A 14,984-nucleotide genomic window follows, 5' to 3' on the forward strand; every position below is an offset into this window, starting at 1 on the left:
TGTAAACCAACAAAAATCAACCATACACATAGCCTTTTAGTACTCAATATCCCACAATGGATTATCGCCCATTTATTTGAAGTACATAAAAATGACTAAAAAAATTATTTTAGACACCGATCCGGGTATCGATGATGCTATGGCTATCATTTTTGCCGAGGCAAGTCCTGATCTCGAGCTCAAAGCACTCACTACAGTCTATGGTAATACTGATATTGATAATGCAATAAATAATGCTTTGTACCTAAAAGAAAAGTATCAACTAGCTGCTGATGTGGTAAAAGGAGCCAGCCTGCCTCTGTCTGGTATTCCGAAAGCCCCAGTGATAAAAGTTCATGGAGAAACAGGTTTTGGTTATATCAAAGTCGCTAAACAAACCAACGCCAGTATCGATTCACGCTCCGCAGCTCAATATATTATCGATGCCGTTAAAGCAGAGCCAGGAGAAATCACCCTTGTTGCCGTTGGACCACTAACCAATTTAGCCCTCGCCTTACAAGATTCACCTGAGATAACAGCTTTGGTCAAAGAAGTCGTTATCATGGGCGCCGCTTTTGGGATGAATGAACACCGCGGTAATGTGACTCCCTATGCCGAAGCCAATATCCATGCCGATCCCCAAGCCGCCGATCTTGTTTTTGCTGCCGACTGGCCAGTAACCGTTATAGGCCTTGATGTCACAAAAGAGAGTCTTTTTACCGAGCAATACCTCACTGATATCAAAGACAGCACTCAAGAAGTCGGTCAATTTATTTGGGATATTAGTCAATATTATTTAGAATTTTATGCACAAATAACGGGATCTCATTCCTGTCATGTACACGATCCTTCAGCCATTGCCTATGTCATCTCTCCCTCTCTATTCACTTTTCGTGAAGGCCCTATTAATGCGATCACATCCGGTCCAGCCATAGGGCATACGATACAAAAGTTCGACCAACAACAGTATATGAATGATCCTTGGTCACCCAGGCGTTCACATCAAGTTGGCGCAAGCGTCCAAAGTAAACAATTATTAGCACTTTATAAAAAGACCATCATCGATTACGACAAAGCCTTGTCAAATAAAAACCGTTAATAACGTGTAAATAGACAATCTTTTTCAGAATGTATTGTCTATTCTTATCGTCAATCTACATTTTAAGGATCGATTATGCGTAAAATTATTGGTATAGCTTCTATTATTTTTTCAGTCGCAGCCTTAGCTGGCTGCTCTCCTGAAAAAGCACCTGAAAAACAGCCTGAAAAATTAGGACTAAAAAATCCAGCTTCCCAATACTGTGTTTCCTTAGGCGGTTCGTTAGACATTAAAACGGAGAAAACTGGACAAGTTGGATACTGTACACTTCCAGGAGGCAAAGTCATTGAAGAATGGACGCTCTTCAGACGGGATCATCCAACCGATTAGCTAATACTCAAACTCATTGAAAGCGCATGTTTTCAATGAGCTTGAGTATATACCCAAGCAAAGCGGACTTAAGTCTATTTATTAAAAAAGTGTCTTGACCAAGACCAAGACACTTAGATTTTCATTTATCCCTAACGGATATCAATGTGACATAAAGAGACTCTCTCCACTTTTTCACATCTTTATTTAATGAATAAAAGAAATAAAGCCTTGTAATACAATTAAATTAACAATATCAATAAAGAATGCACCTACAATAGGAACCACTAAAAAAGCCTGAGGAGAGGGGCCATTTCTCGTCACTAGAGCACCCATATTCAGCACTGCAGTAGGCGTCGCACCTAAGCCAAAACCACAATGACCACCCGCCATGACAGCTGCGTCATAGGTCGACCCCATCACTTTAAAGGTGACAAAGTAAGCAAACAAGGCTAATACTATAGTTTGAACCAGTAAGATGATCAGTAATGGAACGGCTAAATCTAAAATAGCCCAAAGCTTTAAGCTCATCAGCGCCATAGCAAGAAAGAGTGATAAAGTAACGGTGCCCAATACATCCACACATTCTTTATTAATTTGATAGCCTTTAATGAACTCACTGATATTGGTGATTGCCACTCCTAAAAATAGTGCATAAACAAAATCTGGGATCTGTAACCAACTGATGTGCAGACTATCCACTAATTGATCAATCCAATGAGCGCCCGCCACACAAAACAATAGAATAAATAATGTTTCAGTGATGCTTTTCGCAGTCACTTTATCTTCTTCTAAGGGATCAAAAGTCACCATATCAGGGTTATCGATATGATGATGTGTGCCCGTCCCAAAAGCAGACTTTAAATTATTTTTATCAATCAAGCGCTGTGCAACAGGGCCACCAATAATACCGCCCATAACCAAACCAAATGTCGCAGCAGCCATGGCAAGCTCTAAGGTATTTAAGCCATATTGTTCTGCAAACGTTTGTGACCAAGCAGCGCCCGTTCCCGCACCACCGGATAACGTTATCGAACCCGCAATCAAGCCCAATAATGAATCCAAGCCTAAAACTTTAGCTAGGCTGACGCCTACTACATTTTGAATAATTAAAAAAGCTGATGCTATCGCTAGAAAAAGGACAACTTTCAATCCCCCTTTCAACAATAATTTATAGCTTGCAGCTAAACCTACCGTACTGAAAAACATTAACATTAACGTGTTTTTCATGGGTAAAGAAAATTCTAAATCTATACGATTTAAATGTAATATGGTAATAATCGCAGCAATCACTAAACCGCCGACAACGGGTTCAGGAATATTATATTTTCTAAAGCAACTGACATTGCGATTCACTGCATGTCCAATGAATAATACTAGAATTGCAATTAAGAATGATTCTAGTTCACCTATAAAATATACCGTATTCATGTTGCTCCTACTCTTAAAAATAGTGATGAATAATGATGCTAATATTTATCTCACTAAGTTAATAATGGTTAATTCTTTTTCGATATAAAAACTCGATTAAAAATGGATGCTGTACTAGGACCTGTTTATCTGTCGAGATTACATTATATCCAAGATAAAAGCGTTTTAATCGCGACGTAGGGTATGAGGCCTAGTCATTCTAAGTCAATCCCCTACAACAAAGAAAAAACACTTTTAATCGATCCCTTCAGGCAGTATTTGTGACTGCAACAAATCATCACCAAAGGTCAACAGAGCCTTATTGCAATGAAAAACCGACCGTTCTGATTAAAAAAATCCAGTGACAAAAAACAAAATACTGTACACTTTACGCACTACCATCATCTAAACACACTTCCACTGGCTCAGCATTCACATCCATCGCCACCCTACCCGCTTTGGCGATATAGGGCGTTTTTCTGCGCCCATTAAGCTTAGCATTTGCTTTTCGAGTTTTACTCATAAATTTCTGAGTAATTTTTTTAGTGCGATTCATGATGGCGCCCAAACAAAGAATATTCTTACTGATGTGACATTATACTCAAATATTAATAAACTCAGGGATAGCACGCAAAAATATCCGCCTCCAGAAAACCACCAAGTCCAAATATCAACTAAAAACAAACACTAGAAAAACGTTTTAAATACACAAATCAAATTAAAAAAACAAAAATTACTATTGAAAAACACAATGTAAATCTTAGTCAAGCAATCCATCAAACATAGAAACATATGCAAATAACAACTAAACATAATTTAATGTATGAAAAATAAGCTTTCCATGTTGAATTAATGACAAAATTTAAATAATTACATGTTGAAAATACCGCTTATTTATTGATAACAATTAATCCCATTAATGATTCAACCAAATGCCTATAAAGTCCTATTAAAATAACGATGAAATCACTCTTAATAAATTATCAAGTCCCTTTTAATGTCATTTTCACCACTAGAGACTGTAACAATGTCCTAAATAGATACGTTAGGCACTAACTTTTCAGAAAATAACGCGGTAAGATGCAGCATATTCTTTGACTGAAAAAGACTCGCTTCAGTCGCTTAGATATACCATCAACCACTCGATATTTACTGATAATCAAGAGCATTTGAATGAAAAGAATAGCCATTTTCTGCTATAACCTGTTTGCAAATGGAACCGTTAAAATAGCCCTCACTCAAGCTGAAATATTACAAGAAGCAGGGCAGGAAGTTCATTTATTTATCTTTAATCCAGGTGGAGATTTCATTCCCCCCACGAATGTAAACATTCATTATGTTTTTGATGAAAATAATCTGTCACTAAAAAGCCAACAAACCAAATTACAGCACTATGTGAGAGAACAAGAAAAAATAACAGGCCCATTCTCTCTATTCTTAAGCAACTCTACTGATTGCGATCTTATCGTGAGTGGATGTGACTTCACCCCTTGTTACTATTTCTGTCATTGCGCTCTTAAGCAAGAACTGCTTATGGAGCTCAAACGGGGACCTTTTCATTTTTTTAGACGCTGGAAAAAAGCGAAAGCCCTCATTGGAAAAAATATCATTACGGTTTCCAATGGCATTGCTGATGAACTTAAAAACACGACTTGGTTAAAACCCAAAAGTGTCCAAGCAATTTACAATCCATTCAAGATTGACACTATCCTAGCCAAGTCAAAACTGGAAATTGATGAAATACCAGTAGAGCCTTATATGATCCATATTGGTCGTGTCACACGTCAAAAACGCCTCGATATTCTTTTTCAAACTATCAAGTTGATGCCCAATGCCCCCAAATTAGTACTATTAACTAATCGACCTAAACGCGCGCTAAAACTGGCTGAAAAGTACGGAGTCGCCGACCGGATCATCACACCTGGATTCCAAGAAAATCCATATGCATGGATTGCCCGCGCTCAAATTATGCTACTCAGCTCCGACTTTGAAGGACTACCTACAGTATTAATAGAATCTCTTATTTGTAAAACCCCAGTTGTGAGCACTGATTGCCCACACGGGCCTAACGAAATATTAACCGGTAAGCTTAGCCAATATTTAGTGCCACGCAGAGAACCCAAATTGCTAGCAGAAAAAGCGCTTGTCTGTTTGCAGTCACTACCTGACGTCAGTCAAGCAGTGATCCTAGAAAAAGTGAAGAGTGATTACATCGCCAATCAATATTTGGCTCTATGTGAGAAATAATGGTCACTATCTGAGAGCCTGATCTTTCAAAATTATTCCTGAAGCTGTGTATTTTAAACTCAAAAAAGGCCATATTCTAGAGAATATGGCCTTTTTTCCATCATCAATCTAAACGCTATAACTTCCAATATTTTAGTTTTTTCCTCATTTTAAAGTGACGAATAAAATTCAATGGCTTAGCCTTTAAGTCAGTCACCCCTTTCTCTATCAAATCATCAGCAGCATTGAGCACCCTTTGACTCGATAACCCATCTCTTTTAGGATGCATATCAGTACAATAACGTTCAATATTAAGCATCAATTCATTGGGGCGGAGTAAAGCCTGTTTTAAGGCTGCCTCTATTTCACTGACATCATTGATATGAACAAGGTAATCACTCTGTGTACTGTTATTAAAAGCCACAACAGGTTTTCCTTGCAAAAGAAACATAATCATTACTGACGAAGTATCACAAAGCATCACATCTGCCGCTTGAAGCACTGGTAATACATCATCAGTTTCAACAAAAGTTAGATTATCATTCTCAAGAGATTTGTATTTATCAATGACCTGTTGATCCATTTTAGGGTGAAATTGGATTAACCAACGATAATCCTCTTTCATCGATAATGTCTTAATTTGTTCAAATATGGTCGATGCACAAGAGAAGCGTCTTGAAAAGGTTGAACACAATAATACCGTTGGACGCTTATCTTCTTCATTTTTATACGGATTATCTCGTTCTGATTGAAACATAGGATCCAATGCTGACCAACCTGTTTCGACTACCTTACAAGTACCTGATTTATTTGCTAAATAGGTAAAAGTAAACGTTGTGGCGGGTCCCTGCGTACAATATAAATCAAAACAAGAACGAATTTTAAAATGACTATCTGTACCGTTACGAAACATTTTTCCCGCATTAAAGCCATGAAAAACACAAATTTTAATACCAGGAATAAAATAGGGCACAAGATTACCAGGCACAAATACCGCATCAGGCTTCCAGCGCTTTACCTCATCAATCGTATTTAAACGCCGCTCTGAAGCCATTATAAATGCGGGATCGACCTCGTTGCCTTCTAAAAACCAGCACACTTCGTCTCCACGCTTTAAGCTAACGTCTTGTAATGGTCTCAAAATAGCATATGAATAATTCTGCGCTATATAAAAAAGATAACGCTTTTTACCTTGTCCCAAAACCCTCTCCTTTGCACTCAATCTTTGATCATACTCAATAACAAGTTGGCTTTAACGCTCCATCGTTTTTCATCCATATCCTTTTTACTCAACCATAACTAGTTAGCGAACTCGAGATACTGCTTGGCAATCTCACTCGCTTTAACTTTAGATAATATCTCTATATGAGTCAGATCAGGCGGCGACAATACCACTTTATCTAATTTTTGCGCCAATAATACAGGGTTTCTACGTGGCACTAAGAAATCGGCTAAACTTCCCGTTAAAATTTCTTTCGGTCCATGGGGACAATCGGTACTGACGACAGGTGTGCCACAGATTAAAGCTTCGACAAGTACCATACCAAACCCTTCAAAATCTGAATTTAATACCAACCCCTTTGCCTGCTTTATCCAAGGAAAAGGATTAATTTCAAATCCTCTAATGATGACTCTATCTTCAACGTTCAATTTGCGCGCGAGTTTTCTCGCTTTATGCGGTTTATGACACAATACCACTACTTTTATCGGTTGTTTCATTTGAGCGATAGCAGCAAATAACACATCATGCCTTTTTTGTTTTACAAAACGACCAATATGAATTAAATAATCTTCTTTCGGTAATTCATTCTGTTGCTCTTGGGCAAGTGCAGTGATCGTGTCAAATTCAAAAGGATTGTAAATGGTCTGTAAAGAAGCCGGATGAATACGTTTCTTCGCCACAATTTCGTCAGCGATGCCTTTAGACACTGTGATTAACACCTGACCATTTAACACTTTCTTGGCCCTTAACTTTTTAAAGTACGCAAAAGGCCCCATTTTTGCGTGACGCCGCAACTCTTCTTCAACGGAGGCATGCACGACAACACATAAGGAGCGAACGTGCGCTTTGACCATAAGATAATTTGTTAAGTCTAAATTAGATATGAATAAACCAAATTCGCCGACATTCGACTCAATATTTTGTATTCTGGCTTTTAAATGCTTAACGGCTTTTCCTAAGCGTAAATGGCGCAATAATTGACGATCTTTCCCTGCAAAACACACATGCAGACTCACCGATCTAGGCACTTCATAGTCCACATTATCTTTCATCACCAAAAAATGTACTTCATGACCCATAGCGACAAACTCTTGCGCTAAGGTCAGCATAACTTTCTCTGCTCCACCACCCACTAAATGATCAATAGCTATTGCAATACGCATCATGTCGTCCCCAACTTCTCACCTAATAAACGCTCTATTTCTTTTAGGCCGATATCTAGCCCATTAACGCACTCACATAAAGACAAAGATTGATGTTGTTTGTTCAATCTCTCGACCTTTATTAACCTTATCGTTCCATCTACAATACTTTCTACATTACACTCACTCGCCACAGCTAAATCATGAACCTTACAAACATTCAATCGATAGTGTTGATCTTTTGATACTGCAACGGTCAATACTGGCTTTTTTAATGCTATAGCCTGTAATAACGTATCACCACCACTTAATACCGCCGCTTTAGCCGCACTCAACAAATTAATAAAATCCCCATGCTGCATACTTTTAACGCTAATAACCCCCTCATAACAAGGTAATTTTTTAGGATAGTTATCCCCGAAAACCATTAAACAAGGCAATTGTGTTTGTGCGTAAATTTGCTTTGCAGCCAACGCCAGTTCATCAGCCGCATATCCCTTGTTTAATTGATGCCCGCCAGAACCTGCATTAAAAATAAGGTACTCATTTTCAATCAACTGATATTTACTAAGCTGTTCATTTTTCTTTGTTTTATTGGGATTAATAAAAATGGGTCCCGTCACTATCGGTTCCATACGATTAATCAACTTTAGCTTAAGCTTATCAAACCAGTTTATCGGACTGATCATAAATTTAGGCTGAACAACCCAATGACTATCAGTCATTATCGCACGACGAATTCTCATTCCTCGACTACGTTTTCGCTTATGTTGGCTCAAAAAGATCACTTTAGCCCCCAATTGTTGGGCATGCTCTAATTGAGACCGTCTACCTGACGCATCAAATAAAACCACATCAGGTAAAAAATCAGACATTAACAGATTAACTTCTTTAACACGTTTAGTCGGAGTGTCATCAATCAACTTAACAGGATGATGACATGTACTTGCATAGGGAGCATGCCGACTCAAAATGAAGCAAATATGAGCATCGGGCCTACGTCGCTTCACTTCATCTGCAATAATTAAAGAACGCATATACTCGCCCATCCCTTCAGCCGAAGAAACTGGTATAAACAATAGCTTAGGAGTTGAAATATTCATGATGCACTCTTAGTCCTTGAGTAAAATAAAAAGATGTAAACCCGTCATAGAGCCAGATCATAAATTAAAGCATCCATGTACTGGATCACCTCTGCCACGGTTATCATTTCCATTAAATGCTCTCCTTTAGCACGAGCTCCCCACGCGACAGGTCCTAATTGTTGCACATTTATAGCCTTCTCATAAGCATTTATCACATGGTCAAGATAAAGATAGGGGCCCGTTCGATTAGGGTTTGAATGCGCATATAAACCGATAACGGGTGTTTGCTGCGTCACCGCCATATGAGCAGGCCCAGTATCTGGTGCTAATACCAACTTAGCCCATTTTAATAAACCTAATAATTGCGTTAATGAGGTTTTACCCACATAATTTTCTATCTCCACATGCGAAAGTTGCTCAATCTCATGCGCTAACGCTTTCTCCAAAGGCGCTGGCCCCCCGCAAATAAAAACACGAAAACCTTTATTTACCGCATGCTCTGCAATCGCTGCATAACGGGCCGCTAGCCAATTTCGTTCTGCCTTACTCGCTGAAGGACAAATAATAAAAATCTTATCCTGACCAATCAATTTTTTAGCAAAAAGCGCATCGTCTTCCGAAATAGGAATATTCCATGTAGGCTGAATATTCGTCACTCCGACTGCGGTTGCAAACCCCATAAAGCCATCAAGCACATGCGGCTCTTTTTGAGCTTCAATGCGATGATTAGTCACTAACCACTGCCCTTCTTTTGCCCTTTGACTGTCAAAACCAACTCGCAATTTGGCTGAAATAGCGAAAGAGGCTAACGTGGCTCTCAATGCCACTTGCATGTGTAGTAACACATCAAATTTTCGTTTTCTTAACTGGGCACGCAATTGAAAATAGCTACGCCAACCTTGAGATTTATCAAAAATAACAAATTCAACGTTAGGTAAATATTTCAATAGTTGGTATTCAACTTTGCCTATCACCCAAGTTATCATTAAATCAGGGTAACGTCTCTGGATCGCCTGAAGCATAGCCACAGCGTGACACACATCACCAATAGCCGATAAACGTAACAAACATAAAGATTCTGCTTTATCTAAATTTAAACTCATAAAATTCGCAGGTTATTTAACGCAATATGCCGATCTTAATGTAGAATGCACTCAGGTACCACGCTTTCACTAATAATAATCCTTATGCAATTAATAAAAACCGATGTTGGCTACATTGTCTTTAATGACGGGCTCCCAGAAAATCCATCCAAAAATTGGTTCAATATTGAATATTGGCGAGAGAATAAAGCGATAGTCGGTTCTTCTCAAGGCCGTTATACCACTTGGTTTATTCATCACTTAGGCGAGAATTGGGTCCTGCGTCATTATTATCGTGGTGGCCTCATCGAAAAAATAAGCAGAGATCGATATTTATTTTGTGGCCTCAAAAGAACGCGTGCGATGGCTGAATTTAATTTACTCAATATTCTTTATCGCGAAAAATTTGCGGTACCTAAACCCATAGCCGCTAATATTATTCGACAAGGACTATATTATCGCGCCGATCTCATTATTGAACGCATCAATGATGCTGAAGATCTATTAGCTCGACTCGATAGAGCCTCCATGACCCAAGAAGAATGGTTCGCTTTAGGGCTATGCATTGCCCAATTTCATCAACGCGGTGTTTATCATGCCGATCTGAACGCAAAAAACATTCTCTTAGACAAAAATAAATTCTACCTTATCGATTTTGACAGAGGAGAAATTAAAAAACCCCACTCAAGCTGGAAACAAGCCAATCTAAAACGTCTTCTCAGATCCTTTAATAAAGAAAAGGCTAAATCCTCTAAGCTTGCTTTCACCCTAAATAACTGGCAGCAATTACAGCAAGGTTATCAATCGATAAAACAATAGTGCGATATCTGCCATCATGACGACATAATGGCCTTAATCAGCTGCAAATGCTTATCTAACGCGCCCTTATTTTGTGCAACCACCTCTAAAGCGGCAGCACTGGCTTGCTGATAATTAACACCTTTTGAAAGATAATCGATTAACGCTGCCGATAAACTTTCAGCTGAATCAATAAACCGAAGTGCACCAGCCTCATTTAATAAATCAGCGATTTCAGCAAAATCCCAATAGTGAGGCCCCAATAAAACAGGTAATCCTAAAGCCGCTGGCTCTAACGGATTGTGACCGCCATTTTCAATTAAAGTCCCACCAACAAAAGCTTGATCTGCGACGCCGTAGAAAGATAATAACTCACCCATGGTATCACCCAATAGCACTTGGGTCTTTGTTTCAACTTCAGCCTGCATACTACGCCGTATACCATCCAACTGACTTGTTTTAATAGCTGCAGCTGCTGCATTAAATTGCTCTGGGTGCCTAGGTACCATAATCAAGAGTGCGTTAGGTTGAACTAACAATAATTGCTTATGAGCATTAATAATGTCATCAAATTCACCTGGGTGCACGCTTCCCGCCACCCAAATGAAGCGTTCCTCTAACGTCAAGATTTGCCGTAAATCATCCGCTGCTTTTTGCTGTTGAGCTGCAATCTGCAAATCAAATTTCAAACTACCACAAACATGTACCTTGCGACCCTCTACGCCTAACTCAACAAAGCGTTCGCTAATTAAGTCAGATTGAGTGACGATTAAATCTAACTTATCCAACATAGGTAACGTCAATTTAATACGCTTTCGATACTGTGTAGCCGATTTTTCCGATAACCTTGCATTGGCCAACATCAGCTTCGTATTCATTTTTGAGGCAAAATGCACCAAATTGGGCCATAGCTCTGTTTCCATAATAATAAGATACTGAGGTTTTATTTGCTTAAGGAACCGATGGATACACACTGAAAAATCAAAAGGTAAATAGCAATGTTGAACAGTATCACCCAAGCCTTTGATCACTTCAGCTGACCCTGTTGGACTTGTCGTAGTGACGGTAATGCTTAATTCAGGATAATCTTGCTGAAGTTGACGAATTAAAGGTAAGGCGGCTAATGTCTCTCCCATTGAAACACTATGAATAAGTAAGTCTGTTTGACGAAGTCCTTTCATCCCAAAGCGCTCATCCCATCGTTTACGGTAATCTTTACTCTTAAAAGATCGAACCATTAAATACACAATCACTAGCGGAAATAAGCAATATAAAAGTAAAGAATACAAAAAACGAGCCATAGAATAAGTCACTCATGCTGAAAATAAACAATGATAGATCTAGCCACACTATTTGAACATATTCGCTTTAAAAATAATGAATTCAGTCGCGTGACTAGTAAGAGTAACATAATATCTTTTTATAAAATAAAGGCACAGCATAGATCATTTCAACCGACACAGCTCTATCAAACTCAAATTCGATAAAACAGACACAAAACAGTCGATTTAAAAACAAAAAGTTAAAACGATAAACTCAAAAAATCAGTTCAATACTATTGATATAAAACACTATTTGTAATTAGCAAATCTTTTATTTACAACTGCTTTCAATTACCACATCTACATTCCACCAAAAAACGTCTATTATTTAACCTGCAACCATCAAAAAAATAAAAAGGATACGATCAATCTCTAAAGTTGGAGTCAAAATGAAAACTCGAGAACGCATCATTCAAGCCAGTTGGGAACTGTTCAATAAACATGGTGAACGCAATATCACCACTAATCACATTGCCGCCCATCTTAATATCAGCCCAGGTAACCTTTATTATCATTTTAGAAATAAAGAAGAAATTATCCGCTGTATTTTTAACCTCTACGAGCAACAGCTTCAAGAACATTTTCAACCTTATATCGCAGAAATTGTCGATGCTGAACTCTTTATCAGTTATTTTGATGCCTTATTTGATACCCTATGGGAATATCGATTCATGTACAATAACTTAGCCGATATCCTAAGCCGAGATGAATCTCTTAAGACCAATTTTCAACTCTCTCAAAAACAATGGGCACAGCAATTGTGTCAGAACTATATTCAATTGCAACAAGATGGAATTTTAAACATTCACGAAGAAGAAATAGAACCGCTTGTCGACACGATCATTATGGTGGCTAATTTTTGGATAAGTTATAAATTTACCCAATCGTTATCCCCTATTGGTTCAATCAGCAAAGGCTCTTTATATGAAGGCATACTAAGGGTCTTACTATTAATGCAAAGGTACGCAGCTCCTGGGACTGAAGAAATATTTGAAAAAACGGCCGAATACTATCATTCTCAAGAAATGTCGAACAAATTAAGTCTAGAAACCCACGGTATAATGGAATGAATTAACGTAAAAAAAATAAATAATTAAATACCTTAATCCCATTATATATTATGATTGTGACAAACAACATACCTTATCAACAAGCCGTTCTGCCTTAGTGTTTCAGGTATGTTAATGTTTAATTTATTAGGAATTTGCATGAAAACCCGTGATAAAATCGTTCAGGCAAGCTTAGAGCTATTCAATAAGCATGGCGAAAGAAATATCAGTACCAATCATATTTCAGCCCATTTAAATATGAGTCCTGGTAACCTTTACTACCATTTTCGTAATAAAGAAGACATTATCCGGTCTATATTTACACTATATGAATCTGATATTATTAAAGATTTCAAGCCCTATCTCACTCAAGAAGTTAACAGCGAGTTATTGCTCAACTATTTCGATACTTTATTTAATATTCTTTGGAATTATCGATTTCTTTATAACAACTTGGCCGATATTCTCAGTCGTGATGAAGTACTAAAAGTCCGCTATCGACAAACCCAAGAGCAGGTGCTCAGTCGCTCAAATTACATCATTGCACAGCTTAAAGATGATGGTGTATTGATTATTGATGAAAGTGAAATAGCCCCTCTTGCGGATACCCTTAAATTAATGACCAGTTTTTGGGTAAGTTACAAATTAACCCAATCAAAATCACCTATCGGCTCCATTAGTAAAGCATCCTTATATGAAGGAGTACTACGGGTTTTACTTATTTTAAAAACCTATGCAGCCCCTAATTCGATCACAACTTTCGATAAATTAAAAGAGCATTATCAAGAACAAGTTACCTCATCTATCCAACCAGAAGATGAAATAAAAGAATAAACTTCTCCTCCCCGACTCATTGCGCTTTTAGTCAAATAATACAGGAAAATGGATCGGGGGAATATACTGCACATTGCTCCCCTTCGCTTGATTAAATTTAGTCATCCAAAGAGCCTTCATTTCCTAAACTAAATAATTCACTAAAATAAAGCTGTAGAGCAGATCACTTTCCCGCTAAAATGTCGCCACGTTTAGATCAGCACTCATGCTCTCGAAGGAGAATAATAATGACTAAAACCGCATTCTATAATCAAATTAGTGAACAAATTACTGATACTAAAGCTGAAGGTTTATTTAAAAGTGAGCGAGTCATCGTTTCTCCTCAACAAACAACAATCGAAGTTAATGGTACTCAAGTTCTCAATTTCTGTGCAAACAATTACCTCGGTTTGGCCAACCATCCCCAACTTATTGACGCTGCAAAACAAGGTCTTAACGACCATGGTTTTGGCATGGCTTCCGTACGCTTTATTTGCGGAACCCAAGACATTCATAAACAGCTAGAATCAAGCCTTAGCCACTTTTTAGGTATGGAAGATACCATTCTTTACTCTTCTTGCTTCGATGCCAATGCCGGTTTATTTGAAACGTTACTCGGAGCTGAAGATGCTATTATATCTGATGCGTTAAATCATGCATCCATCATCGATGGCGTCCGTTTATGTAAAGCTAAGCGCTTCCGTTATACAAACAATAATATGCAAGATTTAGAAGCGCAGTTACAAGCAGCTAGAGCGGCAAATGTACGTCATATACTCATTGCAACTGACGGCGTTTTCTCTATGGATGGTGTTATCGCCAATTTACAAGGTATCTGTGATCTTGCTGATAAATATGATGCATTAGTCATGGTTGATGACTCTCATGCTGTGGGGTTTGTCGGAGAAAATGGTCGTGGAACTCATGAATTTTGTGACGTAATGAATAGAATCGATATCATTACAGGTACTTTGGGTAAAGCATTAGGCGGTGCATCGGGCGGATTTACTTCAGCAAAAAAAGAAGTCATCGAATGGCTACGCCAACGTTCGCGTCCTTATCTGTTTTCTAATTCACTCGCTCCGGCCATCGTCACAGCATCAATACAAGTACTCGAAATGCTAAAAACAGGCCAATCCTTACGAGAAGCCGTTTGGGAAAATAGTCGTTATTTTCGTGAAAAAATGTCTGCCGCTGGATTTTCTCTCGGCGGTGCCAATCACGCGATTATTCCTGTCATGATAGGGAATGCCAAAACAGCCAGTGACTTTGCCCAACGCTTATTAGCTGAGAATATTTATGTCATTGGATTTTCATTCCCTGTTGTGCCTAAAAATCAAGCAAGGATCAGAACGCAAATGTCTGCAGCCCATACTCGTGAGCAATTGGATCATGCAATTGATGCTTTTACTCGTATAGGAAAAGATATGGGGATAATAGAGTAGGAA

At 38.3% G+C, this 14,984-nt stretch carries 14 protein-coding genes; 7 read left to right on the forward strand and 7 right to left on the reverse strand.

Annotated elements, in window-relative coordinates:
* Positions 1-91: 91 nt before the first annotated feature.
* Both L2764_RS07940 and L2764_RS07945 read left to right on the forward strand, forming a co-directional pair.
* Positions 92-1,078: a nucleoside hydrolase gene (locus tag L2764_RS07940; protein ID WP_248939685.1), complete on the forward strand. Its 987-nt coding sequence runs from the start codon at positions 92-94 to the stop codon at positions 1,076-1,078.
* Between the two features lie 75 nt (positions 1,079-1,153).
* The gene (locus tag L2764_RS07945; protein ID WP_248939686.1) at positions 1,154-1,408 is read left to right on the forward strand and encodes a putative hemolysin; all 255 of its coding nucleotides are present in this window, start codon (positions 1,154-1,156) and stop codon (positions 1,406-1,408) included.
* Positions 1,409-1,594: 186 nt separating this feature from the next.
* Here the strand turns inward: L2764_RS07945 and gltS are convergent, their stop codons facing one another.
* Entirely contained in the window at positions 1,595-2,818 is a 1,224-nt protein-coding gene (gene gltS, locus L2764_RS07950; RefSeq protein WP_248939687.1) for a sodium/glutamate symporter, read from the reverse strand.
* Between the two features lie 367 nt (positions 2,819-3,185).
* Positions 3,186-3,353 (reverse strand): DUF2986 domain-containing protein, encoded by a 168-nt coding sequence (locus tag L2764_RS07955; protein WP_248939688.1) that lies wholly within the window; start codon positions 3,351-3,353, stop codon positions 3,186-3,188.
* A 617-nt stretch (positions 3,354-3,970) separates the two neighbouring features.
* On the opposite strand from L2764_RS07955, the gene L2764_RS07960 reads away from it, so the two are divergent.
* The gene (locus L2764_RS07960; RefSeq protein ID WP_248939689.1) at positions 3,971-5,044 is read left to right on the forward strand and encodes a glycosyltransferase; all 1,074 of its coding nucleotides are present in this window, start codon (positions 3,971-3,973) and stop codon (positions 5,042-5,044) included.
* A 115-nt stretch (positions 5,045-5,159) separates the two neighbouring features.
* On the opposite strand, the gene L2764_RS07965 is transcribed toward L2764_RS07960, so the two are convergent.
* The 4 genes from L2764_RS07965 to L2764_RS07980 form a co-directional block, all read right to left on the reverse strand.
* Entirely contained in the window at positions 5,160-6,224 is a 1,065-nt protein-coding gene (locus L2764_RS07965; RefSeq protein ID WP_248939690.1) for a CDP-glycerol glycerophosphotransferase family protein, read from the reverse strand.
* Between the two features lie 98 nt (positions 6,225-6,322).
* On the reverse strand, positions 6,323-7,411 hold the full coding sequence (locus L2764_RS07970) for a glycosyltransferase (protein ID WP_248939691.1): 1,089 nt from the start codon (positions 7,409-7,411) through the stop codon (positions 6,323-6,325).
* Positions 7,408-8,490, reverse strand: coding sequence for a hypothetical protein (locus tag L2764_RS07975; protein ID WP_248939692.1), 1,083 nt, complete (start codon positions 8,488-8,490; stop codon positions 7,408-7,410). Before L2764_RS07975 ends, L2764_RS07970 begins: the two co-directional genes overlap by 4 nt.
* Before the next feature lie 44 nt (positions 8,491-8,534).
* Entirely contained in the window at positions 8,535-9,575 is a 1,041-nt protein-coding gene (locus L2764_RS07980; RefSeq protein ID WP_248939693.1) for a glycosyltransferase family 9 protein, read from the reverse strand.
* 84 nt (positions 9,576-9,659) lie between these two features.
* Here L2764_RS07980 and L2764_RS07985 point away from each other — a divergent pair, with 84 nt between their 5' ends.
* Entirely contained in the window at positions 9,660-10,373 is a 714-nt protein-coding gene (locus L2764_RS07985; protein WP_283106946.1) for a 3-deoxy-D-manno-octulosonic acid kinase, read from the forward strand.
* Between the two features lie 14 nt (positions 10,374-10,387).
* Here L2764_RS07985 and waaA read toward each other — a convergent pair whose 3' ends face one another.
* Positions 10,388-11,653 (reverse strand): lipid IV(A) 3-deoxy-D-manno-octulosonic acid transferase, encoded by a 1,266-nt coding sequence (gene waaA / locus L2764_RS07990; RefSeq protein ID WP_248939694.1) that lies wholly within the window; start codon positions 11,651-11,653, stop codon positions 10,388-10,390.
* Positions 11,654-12,063: 410 nt separating this feature from the next.
* Between waaA and L2764_RS07995 the strand changes: the two genes are divergently transcribed.
* The 3 genes from L2764_RS07995 to L2764_RS08005 all read left to right on the forward strand — a co-directional run bounded on the left by L2764_RS07995 (position 12,064) and on the right by L2764_RS08005 (position 14,981).
* Complete coding sequence (locus L2764_RS07995; RefSeq protein WP_248939695.1) at positions 12,064-12,744, forward strand: TetR/AcrR family transcriptional regulator; 681 nt, start codon at positions 12,064-12,066, stop codon at positions 12,742-12,744.
* 138 nt (positions 12,745-12,882) lie between these two features.
* Complete coding sequence (locus L2764_RS08000) at positions 12,883-13,557, forward strand: TetR/AcrR family transcriptional regulator (protein WP_248939696.1); 675 nt, start codon at positions 12,883-12,885, stop codon at positions 13,555-13,557.
* Between the two features lie 227 nt (positions 13,558-13,784).
* Positions 13,785-14,981 carry a glycine C-acetyltransferase gene (locus L2764_RS08005; RefSeq protein WP_248939697.1) on the forward strand — a complete coding sequence of 399 codons (1,197 nt, stop codon included), beginning with the start codon at positions 13,785-13,787 and terminating at the stop codon, positions 14,979-14,981.
* Positions 14,982-14,984: the final 3 nt, after the last annotated feature.

This window comes from Shewanella surugensis, from assembly GCF_023284005.1.
GTDB lineage: Bacteria > Pseudomonadota > Gammaproteobacteria > Enterobacterales > Shewanellaceae > Shewanella > Shewanella surugensis.

Bases quoted from the DNA above. Each gene is read 5' to 3' on its own strand.
- L2764_RS07940 (WP_248939685.1), top strand. From the start codon at position 92: ATGACTAAAAAAATTATTTTAGACACCGATCCGGGTATCGATGATGCT.
- L2764_RS07945 (WP_248939686.1), top strand. From the start codon at position 1,154: ATGCGTAAAATTATTGGTATAGCTTCTATTATTTTTTCAGTCGCAGCC.
- gltS (WP_248939687.1), bottom strand. From the start codon at position 2,818: ATGAATACGGTATATTTTATAGGTGAACTAGAATCATTCTTAATTGCA.
- L2764_RS07955 (WP_248939688.1), bottom strand. From the start codon at position 3,353: ATGAATCGCACTAAAAAAATTACTCAGAAATTTATGAGTAAAACTCGA.
- L2764_RS07960 (WP_248939689.1), top strand. From the start codon at position 3,971: ATGAAAAGAATAGCCATTTTCTGCTATAACCTGTTTGCAAATGGAACC.
- L2764_RS07970 (WP_248939691.1), bottom strand. From the start codon at position 7,411: ATGATGCGTATTGCAATAGCTATTGATCATTTAGTGGGTGGTGGAGCA.
- L2764_RS07975 (WP_248939692.1), bottom strand. From the start codon at position 8,490: ATGAATATTTCAACTCCTAAGCTATTGTTTATACCAGTTTCTTCGGCT.
- L2764_RS07980 (WP_248939693.1), bottom strand. From the start codon at position 9,575: ATGAGTTTAAATTTAGATAAAGCAGAATCTTTATGTTTGTTACGTTTA.
- L2764_RS07985 (WP_283106946.1), top strand. From the start codon at position 9,660: ATGCAATTAATAAAAACCGATGTTGGCTACATTGTCTTTAATGACGGG.
- waaA (WP_248939694.1), bottom strand. From the start codon at position 11,653: ATGGCTCGTTTTTTGTATTCTTTACTTTTATATTGCTTATTTCCGCTA.
- L2764_RS07995 (WP_248939695.1), top strand. From the start codon at position 12,064: ATGAAAACTCGAGAACGCATCATTCAAGCCAGTTGGGAACTGTTCAAT.
- L2764_RS08000 (WP_248939696.1), top strand. From the start codon at position 12,883: ATGAAAACCCGTGATAAAATCGTTCAGGCAAGCTTAGAGCTATTCAAT.
- L2764_RS08005 (WP_248939697.1), top strand. From the start codon at position 13,785: ATGACTAAAACCGCATTCTATAATCAAATTAGTGAACAAATTACTGAT.